This is a genomic window from Asaia sp. VD9 (genome assembly GCF_037150015.1).
Lineage (GTDB): Bacteria > Pseudomonadota > Alphaproteobacteria > Acetobacterales > Acetobacteraceae > Asaia.
This window is the reverse complement of record NZ_JBBCQM010000009.1, coordinates 36,619-52,663: the sequence shown is the minus strand read 5'-3', so window position 1 is coordinate 52,663 and position 16,045 is coordinate 36,619. Positions and strand designations below refer to the sequence as shown.

Below are 16,045 nucleotides of genomic sequence, written 5' to 3'. Positions count from 1 at the left end.
CCTAAACCTGGCATAGCAGTCCCATGACCCTGATATCCGATATCGTCTGTGCGTACGGCCCCGGTGACGAGCCCAAGGCCCATACACCGCTTTGGGCGGTCTTCGATCCAGACTGGTACCGGTGGCGCTACCAGGCCTCGATCATCGAAATTGCGGGCAGCCTGCCGGAGGATGACAGGGGACTCTACGCGTTCTGGCAGCGCGACGGCGCGCGTCACGCCCATGCACCCAACCGGTATTTCGACGAAATGTGGTACCGACGGGTTCATCCCGATGTCGAGAACGGAATCCGTATGGGTGTGTTCGATTCCGGGTTCCAGCATTATTGCGAGACGGGCCACAGAGGGCGGTCTTGCCACTGGCTTTTCTCAGAGAGCAATTATTTCTGGCTCAACCAGGATCTGACACCCGCCTTGCTCAGAGAGATGGGCTACAGCAACGGGTTCGACCATTATCTCGCGGTCGGGCAGTCGGAGCGGCGGGTCAGTTCGTGTTTCTTCTCACCCGATGTGTTTCGTTCATCGCTCGTACAGCAGCGCCTTCCGCTCGATTCCGGAATGGGCGATTTCTCGCGGATGATCGATGATCCCGATGCACGGGCGCTCCGCAGTTCCTGGTATTTTGACCCGTCCTGGTATCTCGAAACCTACCCGGAGGTTGCGGAGAAGATTGCTTCTCGCGAATTTGCCTCTCCGCTTCATCACTATCTCTCCAATGATGCTCCAACGGTTTTTTCTCCCAATCCCTGCTTCGACGAGAGCTGGTATCTGGAGGCTTATCCCGATGTGCATGACCTTGTGCGGCTTCGCGGATTCCGGAATGGCTACGATCACTTCGTACGCAACGGTCTTTTCGAAGGCAGGAGCCCGTCAGAGGGGGTGAGCCTGCCCGCGACAATGCGTGCGGGGGAAGCGCCGTCCTGGGGGACTCTGAGTCAGAATGCGTTCCTCGAGCATGTGCGTCGTCTCGGGCAGGAAGTCCCGAAAACCACCGTTGAGACGCCGCATCTGACCCAGTACGAGCAGCTCCATGCGGCCAAGGTCGAGGCCATGCTGCCGCTCCTTGCGCGTACCCCGCTCGACTTCAGGTATGTGGGCAGACCTGAGCTCAGCGTGCTGATCAGCGCGCGCGGCGGCGTCCAGCCTCTGCTCACCACGCTGGCCTCGTTGCATGAAGGCAATACGGGCGCGATGCAGGTCATCCTGATCGATGACGAGGCAGGGACGCATAGCGCCGAGATTGCCCGCTATACGCAGGGCATCGACAGGGTCATTACGTCTGAAGACATGCTCTCCAGACGCTGGCAGCGCGGTGGGGCACGGATTCTGGCGCCAGTTACTCTGGTTATCGAGCCGGGCGCGCATCTCTATTACGGTGCGCTCGCGTCAGCGATGAGCCGTCTGGATGCTCACGGCATCATTGGCGTGGCGCCTCAATGCCTTGGGCCGGATCTCAGGGTGATCGAGGCGGGGCTTTCAGTCTCGCGTGACGGAACCTGCCTCGCTCATGCGGTTGGAGCCGAAGCCTTCTCGGCGGAAACGGATTTCCTGCGTCCCTGTGACACCGTGGGTGGCGGTGCGCTCCTGTGCCGGACTGAAATCCTTCAGGCCGTGCCCATGAAGGAGGATGAGGGCGGCTCCCTGCGCAGCATTCTGCATGTCTGGGCGGTATTGGGGCTCAGCCTGCGTCAGGCGAAGCCGGAAGGGAGGATCCATTATGATCCTTCCTTCCTGTTACGGGTCACGACTCCCGATGATCCTGCCGCGCATCGACGCGATGAGGAGGCGCTCGTCCTGCGTCGTCTCTTTTCTGATCTGCTGCGGGGCAATCCCTATAAGGGGGCGGCTCTGCGCGATACCGTTCATCGTTCCGCACGGTGGGGACGACGCGTCCTCGTGCTGATGGGGGAGTGGCCTGTCGGCCGGGAGTGCCCAGCGCGCATCCGGACATTGAGCGATGTTCTGATCGATACCGGGGCGCAGGTGACTGTCTTCTCGCTGACCGGACAGGCCCTCTCCCAGGGAGCGGGCCAGGACCGCCCTGGCTCTTCCCTGCCTGAGACGGTGGAGTATCGGAGCGGATCGATCGAGCAGCTGGGCGGTCTGATCGAACGGCGTATGCGCGGATTCGATCATGTCTGGATTTGCGGGGGGCAGATTCTGAACCGGGTATTTCCGCTCATCAACGAGAAAGCTGCGCTTTTGCCTGAGGAGGGGTTCACCCTCGATCTGCGCGATATCGAGGCGTTTGGCCTGCTCAACGATCGCAGGCAGGTGGGAGACAGGCCCAGTGAGCAAGATAGAGCACTCTGCGCGGAACAGCTCGACGACGAACTCCGTAATGCCTGGTTTTGCCAGAATGTAGTGGTAAGGGACAACGCGCAGAAGCAGGGTCTGCAAGAGGCTGGACTTGTCGATCTGACGGTTCTGGGCGATTGGCATGCGCCCTTGGCCGGGAGGCGCTATGAAGCGCGCCGCAACCTCCTTTTTGCGGCGCCCTCCGCAACGGGACAGAGTTACGGCCTGCGTTTCCTCAAATGGTTCGTGCGTGACGTGTTCCCCCGGATCGAGGGACGCGTGGATGGAGCGCCCAGACTGATCATCGGGTGTGACGGGCTGCAATCGATCGATCTCTCCATGATGACCCATTATCACGGGGTCGCGCCACTTCTGGACGGGCGTCGTCCCCTGCCATCCCTTGCTGCGGAATGCCGCGTGCTGATCGTGCCTGATGACATGGACGGGGCCGTGGCCTCTCCCTGTTCATTGGCTGCGGCCTCTGCCTTGCCTTCGGTTCAGGGAGGGATGCTTGCGCAACCTGGTGTCGATGTCTCGCCCGTGGTGGCCGACCGGTTTGCAGAGGCGGTCATCAGGCTCTATCAGGACGAGAGCGCCTGGCAGCAGCTTTCGGATGAGGCTTCGGCAGGCGCCGCCGCGAGCAACGCACGGTATCGCGAGACGCTGGCAAGGCTGATGGGACAGGAACAGGTGAGGGAGAGCACACTTGACTGACAATACGGGAAAAGTTCTCGACCGGGTCGATCAGGATCTGGAACAGAGTCTCGAGCGCCTCTTTGCCCTTCTGCGCATTCCCAGCATCTCGGCTCAGCCAAAACATGCGAAGGATTGCCGCAAGGCTGCCGAGTGGTTGCGTACCGAGCTGACCGCTCTGGGTTTCGATGCCAGCGTACGCGAGACACCGGGTCATCCGATGGTTGTCGGTCATGATGCGGTCGGGCAAAGCGGCCCGCATGTGCTGTTCTACGGACATTATGACGTGCAGCCTACCGATCCGCTCACGCTCTGGAAGAGCGATCCGTTCGCGCCCGTCATCACCACCGAGGGTGATGGACGTCGCATTATCGTCGCGCGTGGTGCGTCCGATGATAAGGGGCAGCTTCTGACCTTTATCGAGGCCTGTCGGGCCTGGAAAGCAGTGCATGGCACATTGCCGCTGAAGGTCTCGATCCTGATTGAAGGCGAGGAGGAAAGCGGCGGCGCCAATCTCATGCCCTTCCTCGAGGCCAATGCGTCGGAACTCAAGGCGGATGTCGCGCTGATCTGCGATACGGGTATGCCGGATCGTCGCACCCCGGCCATCACCACGGGCTTGCGCGGTCTGGTTGGTGAAGAGGTCGTGATCGAATGCGCAACGCATGATCTGCATTCGGGCATGTTCGGCAACGCCGCGCGCAATCCCATCGAGCTGCTCTGCAAGGCGCTTGGGAGTGTTCGCGATGCCCAGGGACGGGTGACGCTGCCTGGATTTTATGACGGCGTTAGCGTCCCTTCCGAGACAGTGCGCGCCCAATGGCGGGCAATCTTCCCAGATGACGCGCTCACCCTCGCGCCTGTCGGCCTCAGCAAGGCGGCCGGTGAGGAGGGCTTTACGGCGATCGAACAGATCTGGGCGCGTCCGAGCTACGAGATCAATGGCATTTCCGGCGGGTATGAAGGCGATGGATTCAAAACCGTCCTGCCTGCCCGCGCCATGGCCAAAGTCTCGTTCCGCCTCGTGCCGGGACAGGATCCGCAGGCTGTCCGCGATGCCTTCCGTGCCCATATACGTGCCGTTCTCCCCCCGGACGCGAGAGTCAGCTTCACGGAACACGGTGCCTCGACGGGATTTGCCGTGCCGGAGGATGGCCCGCTTCTGCGCACGGCGTTGGGAGCGCTTGGCGAGGAATGGGGTGTGCCAGCCGTCTCCATCGGGTGCGGCGGGTCGATTCCGGTCGTAGCCGAAGTCAAGGAGGCACTGGATATGGATTCCCTGCTCATCGGATTTGCGCAGGATGATGATCGTATCCATTCCCCCAACGAGCAATATGGCGTGGACTCCTTTCACAAGGGTATTCGCTCCTGGGTGCGTATCCTGGACGCCTTCGCTCGGTAACACGCCCGGGGGGCGGCTGTTTTTGCGCCCTGACATCTGATCGGGTCGATAGGAGGCTTCATGCTGCCTGCTCTGACGATGGGGGATCCTGCCGGTATAGGCCCGGATCTGACAATCAAGGCCTGGGAAACGCTCAGAGGACGAAACGAGGCTTTTCTCTGGATTGGCGACCCCGCGCTGCTCGAAGGGCGGGCGCCTTTTGCCGTGGTTGAAAATGTTGATCAGGCCTTGGCAGTTTTCGACGAGGCTCTCCCCGTTCTCCCCTGCCTTCTTCCCGGGAAGGTCATTCCGGGCCAGCCCGATACGGCGATGGCGGGGGCAGTCATCGCCTCCATCGAGCAGGCGACGCGTCTCGCCTTGCAGGGAGATGTGACTGCGGTCGTGACCAATCCGATCAGCAAGCTCGTGCTCAAGCAGGGCGGCTTCGGGTTTCCCGGCCATACCGAGTTTCTCGCCTCGCTCTGTGGCGTGCCGGGGGAGGAGATCATGATGCTTGCCTCCCCCCGCCTGCGCGTGGTTCCGGTCACGGTGCATGTGGGGCTGCGTGAGGCGCTCGATACGCTCTCGACGGTGCGTATTGTCGAGACCGGGCGTGCCCTGGCCCTGGCCTTGCGACGCAATTTCGGGATCACTTCCCCAAGACTTGCCGTGGCGGGGCTGAACCCTCATGCGGGAGAGGGCGGTGTGATGGGCAGCGAGGAGCAAACCCTGATCCAGCCGGCAATCGACCTGCTGCGAGCCGAAGGGATCGCAGCGACTGGGCCCTATCCACCGGACACGCTGTTTACCGATCTGGCGAGGCCGCTCTATGACGCAGCGCTATGCATGTATCATGATCAGGCGTTGATTCCGCTCAAGACGCTGGATATGGCCAGCGGTGTCAATGTGACGCTGGGCCTGCCGATCGTGCGGACATCGCCCGACCATGGAACGGCCTTTTCGATCGCAGGCACCGGAACCGCCGATCCGGCCAGCCTGCTCGCCGCGCTGCAGATGGCGCGCGATCTCGGCGCGAGACGCGCCATGAGCAAGGAGACCTCTTCATGATCCGATTGGGTGTGAATATCGACCATGTGGCGACTGTGAGGAATGCGCGCGGGGGTATGCATCCCGACCCCGTGGGCGCGGCGCTTCTGGCAGCATTGCATGGCGCAGATGGCATCACTGCGCATCTGCGCGAGGACAGACGGCATATTCGTGACGAGGACATGCTGCGCCTGCGCCGTGAGTTGACCGTGCCGCTGAATTTCGAGATGGGGGCCACAGAGGAAATGGTTGCGATGGCCTGTAGCCTGCGCCCTCACGCCTGCTGTCTGGTGCCTGAGCGGCGCGAAGAGGTCACGACCGAGGGCGGGCTGGATGTGCGCGCTCAGGAGGAAGATCTGCGCAGGAAAGTGGCCCGGTTGCGCGATGCCGGTATTCGCGTCTCACTCTTCGTCGATCCCGATCCGGCGCAGATAGAGGCTTCGGCCCGCATCGGCGGCCAGGTTGTCGAGTTGCATACCGGAGCCTACGCCCATGATCCGGGGGAGGCCGAGTTCGGGCGTCTCTATGCCGGAGCGCTGGCCGCGACCGCGCATGGGCTTGAACTTCACGCAGGTCATGGCCTGACCTTTGCCAATGTGGGGCGCGTGGCGGGTCTGCCGGAATTGACCGAGCTCAATATCGGTCACTTCCTGATCGGTGAGGCGATTTTTCTTGGACTCCCCGCTGCGATTGCCCGCATGAAGCAGGAAATCGCGACAGGGGCGCTGTTCAAGGTCTCGGGACGATAACCGGTTTGGTCGGGTCAGTGTAATTGGGCACTGTCTCGCCGGACTGCGTATTATAGGTCGCCGTCGTGCTCTGGTTCGGGGCGGCCGGCGAGTGGAAGGCCGAAACCGGTCCGAACGGGCCGCCGCTGACCTTGCGCATGCTGGCTTCAGGCTGACGGGCGCATCCACGGGTGATGATCGAGCAGATACCGTCCGATCCGATGATCTCGTCATCATCTCCCGTGTAATGGACTTCTGAAACACGGTCATGATCGAGGCGAATGACGGCTTTGCAGGTCGTCCCTGCTCCGCCAAGCGTCACCTGCGTCATGTTCAAGAGTTGTTGAACAGGGATGATCGTCGAGTCACTTGCCGTGGGCAGATTCATCGTTGCAGTATACTGATAGATCTGGGTCGTATTATTGAGAACCTTGGTCGAGGCAGGAATGCCGGCGCAGGCCTGGAGGTCGTTAGAGGTCATGCCGATCATGGCGATCTGGGCACGGTGGGCTTCACGCGAATCGAAATAGCCACAGGCGGACAGACCTGCCAGAGGCAGGACGCCCAGGATGAGACGCAGGGTGGAAGTCAAAGATTTTCCTCGATGCGGAATTGGAAAGCACGACGTCCTGCAGGCAGGATTCATGATGCAAACAGAACGACGCGGGAATAGTTCTCTGTGCCTGCTCTTTCCGATCGATTCAACGTCAGGAATGTAACCGTAATGCCTTGAGGCATGATTCGCGTTGCAAGGCGTAAACGATGTCATGGGTGGCCATGACGCCCGGTCCTACCTGATGTTTCCATCGTGCTTCCCCCCCACCGCAGATGATCCGGCCCGAATAGGGGCTGTGCGCGACCGGAGACAGAACGGCCAGTCCGGCCAGGGGGTCTTTTTGCAGCCTTTGGCGCAGCGCTTGCTGCATGGCGCCCTGTTCATGGCGCGGCGCGTAATCGAGCAACGCCCGCAATGTGGCCGAGCTTAATGAGGGGTCATTCTTCGCTATCGTCGTTTCCACCTGCGTCCAGTCATGGCGGAGCGTCAGGTTCCATGCCACGGCGCGTGGGCCGTCGCTCGAAATCTGACCCGAGAGCCGTGTACCGAAATGAGCGGGTGCGCCCGCTGCCATGACGGAAACAGGGATGAGCAAGGTGAGGGCCACGAGGGCAAGAAGGATGCGATGCATGATTCTCCCGGGGCGATGAAGGGTGGCGAGAGCCTGCGAAGGAATCATGGCAGCAGAATGGCCGATCACGGCGGAGAGAGCCGGTGTTGTCAAAGGAGGTTTCGCCCGCAGGCGGGATGCTCTACAGATCGCACAACCTGCCAGAACCCAGGAGTGATCATGGCCACTATCCCTGCTTCGGAACTGACCCGTCTGCAATCGACGCTGCGTCGTCTGCTCGGTTCGCCGAACCTGAACGTCAACCCTCCGGCGCGCGCCGGTCATACGGTTGAGCTCGCTGTCAATGACGAGGTGATCGGCACCGTTCATCGTGACGATGATGAAGGTGAAGTCTCCTACGCGATTCATATCACAGTGCTCGAGGAAGACCTCCCTCCCGCTTGAGACAGGCAACGCGGTGGGCCTTGCCCGGAGCTTCCGGAGGCGCTCATCATGAGCGGAAGGGCGGAAATTCCGTCTCGCCACCAACCAGATTCGTTCATGGGCAGCGGAAGCTCGCCTTTATGAACGGGTTCGGATCCCGGTGAGGCGAGATTGCGGTGACGTGTCGCTCACGCCCCGCCGGGGAAATAGCGCTCCGAGGCCACCCCCCGATTCCGCGCCGGGCTGCGCGGACACTCTCTCGGGATACAGACAGATCCTGCCCGGGACCTATTCACGGCCGGTCGTGAGAACGCGCATCAGCTCTATGCGGGCGCCATGCCAGCCTCAGAAGGACAGCGCATTCCATGACCGAAACTCGGCGTCAGACCGTCGCGGTGATCATCCCGTTTTATAACGGCTCCCGTTACATCGAGCGGGCTATCAAAAGCGTTCAGGCCCAGACGATACCGGCAGATGAATTTCTGATCATCGATGACGGCTCAACGAGCGACGAGGCGGAACGCCTTGCAACGATCGCGCTTGCTTATGGCGTCAGAGTGGGACGCCAGGAGAATGGGGGGCAGGGGAGCGCCCGCAATCACGGTGTCTCGCTTACGCAATCCGATCTGATCTGCTTCCTCGATCAGGATGATTTCTTCCTGAAGAATCATATCGAGCTTCTGCTGAGGCACATCCCCGAGCGCGATCCGCATTTCGGATGGGCCTATGGGGAATTGATGGAAGGCGACGAGGAAGGGCATATCGTCGCGACTTCCATCGCCTCACGCTATAGCAAGCATCCCAAGCGCTCCATTGAGGATCTGCTCGAACGTGACATGCATATTCTGCCCTCAGCCTCGATCATCAGCCGTGAAGCCTTTGAGGCCGTTGGCGGGTTCGACTGCCAGTTCATGGGCTATGAGGATGACGATCTGTTCCTGCGCATCTTCCGGGCAGGCTATACGAGCACCTTTTTCGACACGCCAGTGACGGTATGGTGCATCAACAAGAACAGCACCTCCTACTCGATCCGCATGAGTCGAAGCCGGATGCTCTACATCCACAAGCTCTGTGCGCTCTTCGCGGCGGATCCTGAGCAGCGCAGCGTCTATATACGCGACCTGATCTTTCCGCGTTTTTGCAACCTGATTGCGGGTGAGGCCTTCAAATCCATCTACTTCGCGCGCTATCCGCACGAGATCCGGATGGCGCAGCATCGCGACGAGCTGGTGGGCATGCTTGACGAATTTGCCGGGATCATGGGCCAGAATACGCGTCTGCGTATCGAAGAGAGAGCCAGGCTGAAGCTCTTCAGGCTGTGCCTGCGTCCCCAGTCGCGTCGCCTGCTGGTTGTGCCTTATTTCTTTGCCCGTGTACTGCGACGTCTTGGTCTGGGCTTTGGCCGACGAGGCTAAGAGGCCGGTGCCGAGACATAGTCAGGACCGGGCCCGCAGCGGCCTCGAGCTCCCGCTTACGCTCGGCTCGGGATCAGATAGCCTTGGGAAGATCGAGGCTGGTGATCTTCCAACGCCATTGTTCGAACTTCATGTGTACGATCGTAGGCTTTTGGCCTGGTGTCATCACCATCCCCGCGTCGAAGCGGGTTGGTGAGGTAAAATGCGCTGACAGGCGCTCGTACAGGCTCTTGATGGAATAGCTCCGGGTAGGGGCTGCCGTACCAACCATCTGGGAGGCCATGGTCATCATCAGTTCAGGTGTGAGATGTGTGTCGATGGCATGGGAAACGGCGCCTGTTGCGAAAGAGGACCCGAAATCCGGCAGATCATCCGCGGCGGGAGGCGGTCCTATAAGCGCATCGATTGCCTCTGCCTTGAGATTTGTACTCAGGGCGCTCCAGTCGATGTGCTGGGCAAGGCTCATCGTGTCGTGGCTGCGCAGGGCCGAGGAGATGGACCAGAGAGCGAGATAGGGAGACAGCGCGTAAATGCATGTTAACGCGACCAGCAAGGCGCCGAGTACATGGGGTGTCCGCTTGGCTGAGGGCCACGTCATACGTCCCGAAAACGCGGCGAACTCGAAGGGCAGTCCTGCTGGGTCTCTCATTTTTATTTCTCTGTAACTGGCGAAAGGGACTTGCACGCGCAGGGCTGCGCGCGTCGTTATCGATCAAGCCGGCAACAAGCTTGGTTCCGAATGGCAGAAGCCTCTGTTTTCTTCACTGAACAGGACTATGCTATGGGATCGGAATGGCTTTTGTCATCTAAATCCTGAGGACCTTCAGAGTTTTCTTTTCCAACCGGATTTTCTCTTCCCGATGGCGGCAAATTCCCTTGATCTGAGCTTCACCGATGACGCCCTGCATCGCTATTCGCGGCACATTCTTCTGCCCGAAGTCGGCGCGCTGGGGCAGGCCCGGCTACGCGACTCGTCGGTGCTCGTGATCGGAGCTGGCGGGCTCGGCAGCCCGCTCGCCTTGTATCTCGCAGCTGCCGGCGTGGGGCGCATAGGGGTGGTCGATGACGACCAGGTGGAACTCAGCAATCTTCAGCGACAGATCCTGTTCGACACGGCAGATATTGGCCATTCCAAGGTTGATCGGGCGCGCAGCCGTCTTGAAGCGCTCAACCCGGATCTGGTGATCGCGTCTCATTGCCTGCGCGTGGATCGCACTGTGCTGCCCGATCTGATTGACCAGTACGATCTGGTCTGCGACGGCAGCGATAATTTCGCGACCCGCTACGCCGTCGCCGATTGCTGTTGGGCGCAGGGCAAGGTGCTTGTTTCCGGCGCGGTGCAACGCTTCGAGGGCAGTTTGTCTACCTTCACGCCGCCCGGGAGCGGGCGCAAGCAAGGCCCCTGTTATCGCTGTCTGTATCCCGAAGCCGACGAAGAAGCGGCCCTGAGCTGCGGACAGGCCGGAATCTTCGGCGCCGTGACCGGCGTGATCGGCACACTCATGGCGACCGAAGCCCTCAAGGAACTGCTTACTCTGGGGGAAGGGCTGACGGGGCGTGTGTTGCTCTGGAACGCGCTCGACGCGTCCTTCCGTCGGTTCGATCTGCCCCGTGATCCCGAGTGTCCCTGCTGCCGAGAAGGACAGGCTTCATGCGCATGATGGCGATCATCCTGGCCGAACGGTCCTTTGAGCGGGCTCATCACGCTTTTGTGCTCGCTGCTGGCGCGCTGGCTCTGGGGCGCGAGGTCGTGCTGTTTGCCGGGGGGCTGGGGGTTGAGAGCCTGTGTCGGGACTGGTCCTGTCTGGAAGGGGCTAGTCTTGACGCACAGTTCCAGGCGCGGGGTGTTGCGGGGTTCGAAACCCTGCGTTCCGCCATTTTCGAGCTCGGCGGGACGGTTCTGGCTTGTGAGGCAGGGCTTCGGGCATCAGGCCTTGAGGCGACCGATCTCATTGAGGCGACCCAGATCTGCGGCGTTACCACCTTTCTCGAGCGCACAGCCGACGCGCAGATTATCAGTTTGTAAAGGCGTCGCCCTCTTGCCCCGCACGTCACAACTTGGCACCCATGCACCCATGAAGACACTCCGCATCGTCTACGGTATCGGGCTGACGATTCTGCTGCCTTTCAGCGCACCAGCAGAAGCCGCGCCCCAGACGACAAAACACGCGACCCATCACCACAAACATCCCGCCAGCGCGGCGCCCACCAGTGTGAAGGGCAAGGCAGCGCCCCATACTGGCGCGCGCAAGGCAAAGTCAGGCGCGGCCAGGCACAAGGGGGCCCATACAGCGACCGAGGCCAGCACGGCCAAGCCGCATCATGGCGCCAAGCATCATGCCCGTGCGGCTGCGGTGGCGGCCGGCGCCGTCGCGGCGGGTGCCGCCGCCGCTTCATCTGCGGCCCCGCCGGCAAATCCGGACGAAGCGGCGGCTGCTGCCGCGCCCGATGCGCCCCCGCAGGACAAGGGTACCAATACTGGCCTGCCGCTTCCGCGCTTTGCCGCAATGCGTGCGGACAAGGTATTCATGCGCAAGGGGCCAGGTCAGCGTTACCCCATCGAATGGGTCTATCATCGTCGGGGCCTGCCGGTTGAGGTCGAGCGCGAATTCGATGTCTGGCGCCTGATCGAGGATTCCGATGGCATGAAGGGCTGGGTGCACCAGGCCACGCTTGTGGGCCAACGCACTTTCGTGATTCCCGGTCAGCCGCCGGAAGGTCATGCCGCTGCGCTCGGTGAGGCCTCGGCCAAATCGGGGGACGTGATTGGCAAGGCCGATGCGCGCGTACTGGGCTATGTGCCGAGCGAGACAGAAGCCCGGCAGCGCCAGGGGGATACCCTGCTCTACAGTCAGTCAGATGAAAACAGCGCCGTCGTGGCCGTGTTGCAGCCTGGAACGGTGGGGACGCTCAAGCTGTGTCCCCCAGGTTCGACATGGTGCAAGGTGGTGGTCAAGGGCTATACGGGATGGCTTCCCAGACGTGTGTTCTGGGGGCTGTTGCCAGGAGAGACGCTTCAGCCTAGCTGAAGCTATGATATGCAACGTGCAGCAAATGGATCGGAGATCAGTATGACGTCCTCACCTCAAGCAGCTTCGGCGCAGGGTACGGGAGCGAAAAAAGAGGCCGAACAGCGCCGCACGAAGATCGTCGCGACCCTCGGACCGGCCTCCTCCACGCATGAGATGATCCGTACCCTGGCGCTGGCCGGGGCTGACGTGTTTCGCCTGAATTTCTCGCATGGCTCTCATGAGGATCATGCCAAGCGTCATGCGACTATCCGTGATGTTGAGGCTGAACTTGGCCGCCCGCTTGCTATTCTGGCTGATATGCAGGGCCCCAAGCTGCGTGTTGGCACCTTTGCAGAGGGCAAGGTCGAGCTGATCGAAGGAGCGCGTTTCCGTCTGGATCTGGATCGCACGCCGGGCGACGCCCGTCGCGCCTGCCTGCCGCATCCCGAGATCATGCGCGCCGCCGAGCCGGGCAGCCGCCTGCTGCTTGATGACGGCAAGATGCGCCTGCGAGTTGTCTCCTGTGATGAAACCCATATGGAGACCGAAGTCGAGGTTGGTGGCTGGCTGTCAGAGCGCAAGGGCGTGAATGTGCCTGACGTTGTGCTGCCGATTCCGGCCCTGACCGAGAAAGATCACAAGGATTTTGCCTTCGCGCTCGACCTTGGTGTCGAATACGTGGCGCTCTCCTTCGTGCAGCGTCCCGAGGATGTGCAGGAGGCGAAGGATATCGCCAAGGGCCGCGCCTGGATCATGACCAAGCTCGAGAAGCCGCAGGCCATGGAGCGTCTGAGCGATATCATCGCGCTTTCAGACGCTGTTATGGTGGCCCGTGGTGATCTGGGTGTCGAGCTTCCTGCCGAGGAAGTGCCGATCGAACAGAAGCGCGCCATCCGCGAAGCCCGTTTCCAGGGCAAGCCTGTCATCGTGGCGACGCAGATGCTCGAGAGCATGATCACCTCGCCCACACCGACGCGCGCTGAAGTGTCCGACGTGTCCAATGCCGTGTTCGACGGCACGGACGCCGTGATGCTCTCGGCCGAAAGCGCCGCAGGCAAGTACCCGCGCGAAGCCGTGGAAGTCATGGCTCGTGTGACGCGCCGCGTCGAGAACGATCTCGAATGGCGCATGCAGGAAGAGGCCCTGCGCCCCGATAGCGATGGCACCACCGGTGGGGCTATCGCCGAGGCCGCGTGGCATGTGGCGCAGTCGATTTCTGCCGCAGTCATCGTTGTCTATACCCAGAGTGGCCGCGGCGCGCTGCAGATTGCGCGTGAGCGTGCGGACTGCCCGGTTCTGGCCCTGACGCCGGATGACGAGATCGCGCGTCGCCTGAACATGGTCTGGGGCGTGCGTGCCATGTCGGTCGGCCAGGAAACACCTGTCTACGGCGTTGAAGGCGTTGTGGATCAGGCAGTCGGTCTGGCCGTTTCCGAGGGCTATGCCGAGAAGGGCGACAAGCTGGTTCTGCTCGTCGGACTGCCCTTCGGCCAGCAGGGTTCGACCAACACGCTGCGCGTCGTCACGATCTGACCCTTTCCCTGCGGGGCATGATCGGCCCCGCAGAGTCCGTCTCAGGCGGCTTTCCAGTAAGGGAGCCGTCACGAGCGGCTCTCTTGTTTCCAAGTGATTTTGCGAAGCATTCTCAATGACTTGCTGAACTATCGTCTTGGCAACTTTGGCCTGTCCGGGCATGTTAGAGGCGTCATCACGGTTTTGGGAACGCACCATGAGCCAGACGTCACTCCCCCCCGCCATAGAGCCTGATTATCTGGCCCTGCTCGATTCTGATCGCATCTCGGGTCGCACCCGACAGATCATGGAGGAGCGTGCCCAAACGAGCGATGCGGGCTACACGCCGCGTCATCTCTCGCCCCAGGCTTATGAGACACTGAGCGCCCTTACGGCGCGGGTCCTTCCTCAGGCCAGTATTCTGTCCGACGCCTGTGTTAATCTGGCTGCGCGTATCGATGCACGGCTTGGCACCCCGGGCGATGGCTGGCGCTTTGCTATCCTGCCCTCGGATGCCGAGGCTTATGAACAGGCTCTGACCGGTCTGGATGCGGAATCGCGTACTCGCGAGGGGCTGGGATTTGCGGCTCTCGATACCGCGCGTCAGGACGGGCTGATTGGTGCGATGGCGGAGGGAGAGCTTGCGACAGGCAAGCTTGACGGCACGCAGATGCGCGCCTGGTTCGCTGATCTGCGCGCGGACTGTGTTCAGATCTTCATGTCTCATCCTGCGGTGCAGGCGCAGCTCGGCATCGATGCGATTTTCAATGGTGGCGATGGCGTGTTTCAGGGGTTCTCGGCCATGGGCGAGGGGGTGAACGAGCCTTGGGAGCCGGAGATCAGGGGGGCACATCCATGAAAACCCGACGCTACGCGGATCATGAGGTCGTTGATGTTGTCGTTGTGGGCACTGGTGCCGGGGGGGCGCCACTGCTTGCAGAGCTGGCCCGTGCCGGGATGAAAGTGGTGGCTCTGGAAGCAGGGCCACGTTTCGATCCGAAGCAGCACACGCCCGATGAGGCAACCGCTTCGGAAATCTACTGGCTGGAGGAACGCCTTTCAGGTGGGGCAAATCCCATGGCGTTCGGCGGTAATAACAGCGGGACCGGCATCGGGGGATCGATGCTTCATTTCGGCGCTTTCATGCCGCGTATCGACGCACGTGACATGCGATTGCACACGGAAACAGGCAAAGGTGTGGACTGGCCTTTCGATTTCGGCACCCTCCTGCCCTATATCGAGCGGGTCGAGCGCGAGATTGGGGTATCAGGACCCGAGAATTATCCCTGGGACCCGTCCCGTCGCTATGCCTATCCGCCGCCGCAGCGTAATGGCGCGGCTCAGGCCATGGCACGGGGCTGTGAAGCGCTTGGTATCCGCAGCGCGGATGGACCGACGGCGCTGATCACCCGTGACTGGGGCGATCGCAAGGCCTGCGTCGGCTGTGGTGCATGTCATCAGGGTTGTCGCAATGGTGCCAAGTCGGGCACGGATGTGACCTATCTTCCCGTTGCGGCGTCGGCCGGGGCCGATATCCGGCCCAATTGCTTCGTTCACGGTATCGAGCGTGACAGCGCAGGTCGCGTGACCGGCGTGGTGTATCGGGAAAACGGCGAGGATCGCAAACAGCGATGCGGGGCGCTGGTTCTGGCCGCGGGTGCGGTAGAGACCGCCCGTCTGCTGCTTCATACCGGGTTGTGCAACCGGAGCGGTCAGGTCGGGCGCAACTATATGGCGCATATCTCGACGCAGGTCTGGGGGCGATTTGACGAAATCATCAGGCCTAACAAGGGCTATCCCTCGCTCACTATTACAGAAGATATGATGCGGCCACGCGACGCCGATTTTGCGGGTGGTTATCTCATCCAGTCCTTGGGCATGATGCCGCTGACCTGGGCGACCGGTGTCGCGCGCGGGCGTGGTCTGTGGGGTGACTCGCTGGCGCGTTACCTGCGTCAGTACAATTTCATGGCGGGGCTGGGGGCGCATGGCGACTGCCTGCCAAATGACGATAATCTCGTGACGCTCTCGGATGAGAAGGGGCGGGCCGGTGTGCCCAAGCCGAAGATCACCTTCAGCTATGGCCCGAACGAGCAGGCGATGCATGAGCATATGGCGCGTACGATGACGGCCATCTGGGAAGCGGCCGGGGCGCACGATATCTGGGCGATGGATCGTGCGGCCCACATGATCGGGACCTGCCGTATGGGTACGGACCCCGATCATTCGGTGGTCGACCCCTTCGGACGCAGCCACGATATCGAAAATCTGTGGATCAGCGATCACTCGGTCTTCCCGAGTGCAACGGCGGCTAACCCGGCGCTGGCAATCATGGCGCTGAGTTTGAGAACGGCGGAAGTGCTGAAGGCGCACTGACCGGAACAGCGGTCGAGCGGGCAGTACTCAGGTCG

Annotated in this window: 15 protein-coding genes; 12 read left to right on the top strand and 3 right to left on the bottom strand. The window is 61.6% G+C overall.

Annotation, left to right across the window (positions count from 1 at the left end; all coding sequences use genetic code 11):
* Nucleotides 1-23 precede the first annotated feature (23 nt).
* The 4 genes from WFJ47_RS11730 to WFJ47_RS11715 are packed head-to-tail and all read left to right on the top strand — an operon-like array spanning nucleotide 24 to nucleotide 6,167.
* Nucleotides 24-3,011: a hypothetical protein gene (locus tag WFJ47_RS11730; RefSeq protein ID WP_336763188.1), complete on the top strand. Its 2,988-nt coding sequence runs from the start codon at nucleotides 24-26 to the stop codon at nucleotides 3,009-3,011.
* Nucleotides 3,004-4,392: a M20/M25/M40 family metallo-hydrolase gene (locus WFJ47_RS11725; protein ID WP_336763186.1), complete on the top strand. Its 1,389-nt coding sequence runs from the start codon at nucleotides 3,004-3,006 to the stop codon at nucleotides 4,390-4,392. Before WFJ47_RS11730 ends, WFJ47_RS11725 begins: the two co-directional genes overlap by 8 nt.
* A gap of 60 nt (nucleotides 4,393-4,452) precedes the next feature.
* The gene (gene pdxA / locus WFJ47_RS11720) at nucleotides 4,453-5,439 is read left to right on the top strand and encodes a 4-hydroxythreonine-4-phosphate dehydrogenase PdxA (protein ID WP_336763184.1); all 987 of its coding nucleotides are present in this window, start codon (nucleotides 4,453-4,455) and stop codon (nucleotides 5,437-5,439) included.
* Nucleotides 5,436-6,167 carry a pyridoxine 5'-phosphate synthase gene (locus tag WFJ47_RS11715; protein ID WP_127103384.1) on the top strand — a complete coding sequence of 244 codons (732 nt, stop codon included), beginning with the start codon at nucleotides 5,436-5,438 and terminating at the stop codon, nucleotides 6,165-6,167. The genes pdxA and WFJ47_RS11715 overlap by 4 nt, the downstream gene beginning before the upstream one ends.
* Here WFJ47_RS11715 and WFJ47_RS11710 read toward each other — a convergent pair.
* Nucleotides 6,148-6,738 carry a hypothetical protein gene (locus WFJ47_RS11710; protein ID WP_127103383.1) on the bottom strand — a complete coding sequence of 197 codons (591 nt, stop codon included), beginning with the start codon at nucleotides 6,736-6,738 and terminating at the stop codon, nucleotides 6,148-6,150. The genes WFJ47_RS11715 and WFJ47_RS11710 overlap by 20 nt on opposite strands.
* A 115-nt stretch (nucleotides 6,739-6,853) precedes the next feature.
* Nucleotides 6,854-7,333 (bottom strand): hypothetical protein, encoded by a 480-nt coding sequence (locus WFJ47_RS11705; RefSeq protein WP_127103382.1) that lies wholly within the window; start codon nucleotides 7,331-7,333, stop codon nucleotides 6,854-6,856.
* Nucleotides 7,334-7,492: 159 nt separating this feature from the next.
* Between WFJ47_RS11705 and WFJ47_RS11700 the strand changes: the two genes are divergently transcribed.
* Nucleotides 7,493-7,717, top strand: coding sequence for a DUF3126 family protein (locus tag WFJ47_RS11700; protein ID WP_127103381.1), 225 nt, complete (start codon nucleotides 7,493-7,495; stop codon nucleotides 7,715-7,717).
* Nucleotides 7,718-8,061: 344 nt separating this feature from the next.
* Complete coding sequence (locus WFJ47_RS11695) at nucleotides 8,062-9,111, top strand: glycosyltransferase family A protein (protein WP_336763180.1); 1,050 nt, start codon at nucleotides 8,062-8,064, stop codon at nucleotides 9,109-9,111.
* Nucleotides 9,112-9,184: 73 nt separating this feature from the next.
* Here WFJ47_RS11695 and WFJ47_RS11690 read toward each other — a convergent pair whose 3' ends face one another.
* Nucleotides 9,185-9,760: a DUF2939 domain-containing protein gene (locus WFJ47_RS11690; RefSeq protein ID WP_127103379.1), complete on the bottom strand. Its 576-nt coding sequence runs from the start codon at nucleotides 9,758-9,760 to the stop codon at nucleotides 9,185-9,187.
* A gap of 211 nt (nucleotides 9,761-9,971) precedes the next feature.
* On the opposite strand from WFJ47_RS11690, the gene WFJ47_RS11685 reads away from it, so the two are divergent.
* The 6 genes from WFJ47_RS11685 (at nucleotide 9,972) to WFJ47_RS11660 (ending at nucleotide 16,010) form a co-directional block, all read left to right on the top strand.
* Entirely contained in the window at nucleotides 9,972-10,772 is an 801-nt protein-coding gene (locus WFJ47_RS11685; protein WP_336763178.1) for a HesA/MoeB/ThiF family protein, read from the top strand.
* Complete coding sequence (locus WFJ47_RS11680; RefSeq protein ID WP_127103378.1) at nucleotides 10,763-11,137, top strand: DsrE family protein; 375 nt, start codon at nucleotides 10,763-10,765, stop codon at nucleotides 11,135-11,137. The genes WFJ47_RS11685 and WFJ47_RS11680 overlap by 10 nt, the downstream gene beginning before the upstream one ends.
* Nucleotides 11,138-11,150: 13 nt before the next feature.
* Entirely contained in the window at nucleotides 11,151-12,140 is a 990-nt protein-coding gene (locus WFJ47_RS11675) for an SH3 domain-containing protein (protein ID WP_336763176.1), read from the top strand.
* Between the two features lie 42 nt (nucleotides 12,141-12,182).
* Nucleotides 12,183-13,655 carry a pyruvate kinase gene (gene pyk / locus WFJ47_RS11670; protein WP_336763173.1) on the top strand — a complete coding sequence of 491 codons (1,473 nt, stop codon included), beginning with the start codon at nucleotides 12,183-12,185 and terminating at the stop codon, nucleotides 13,653-13,655.
* A gap of 196 nt (nucleotides 13,656-13,851) precedes the next feature.
* Nucleotides 13,852-14,493, top strand: coding sequence for a gluconate 2-dehydrogenase subunit 3 family protein (locus WFJ47_RS11665; protein ID WP_336763171.1), 642 nt, complete (start codon nucleotides 13,852-13,854; stop codon nucleotides 14,491-14,493).
* Nucleotides 14,490-16,010, top strand: a complete 1,521-nt coding sequence (locus WFJ47_RS11660; RefSeq protein WP_336763169.1) for a GMC family oxidoreductase — start codon at nucleotides 14,490-14,492, stop codon at nucleotides 16,008-16,010. The genes WFJ47_RS11665 and WFJ47_RS11660 overlap by 4 nt, the downstream gene beginning before the upstream one ends.
* Nucleotides 16,011-16,045 lie beyond the last annotated feature (35 nt).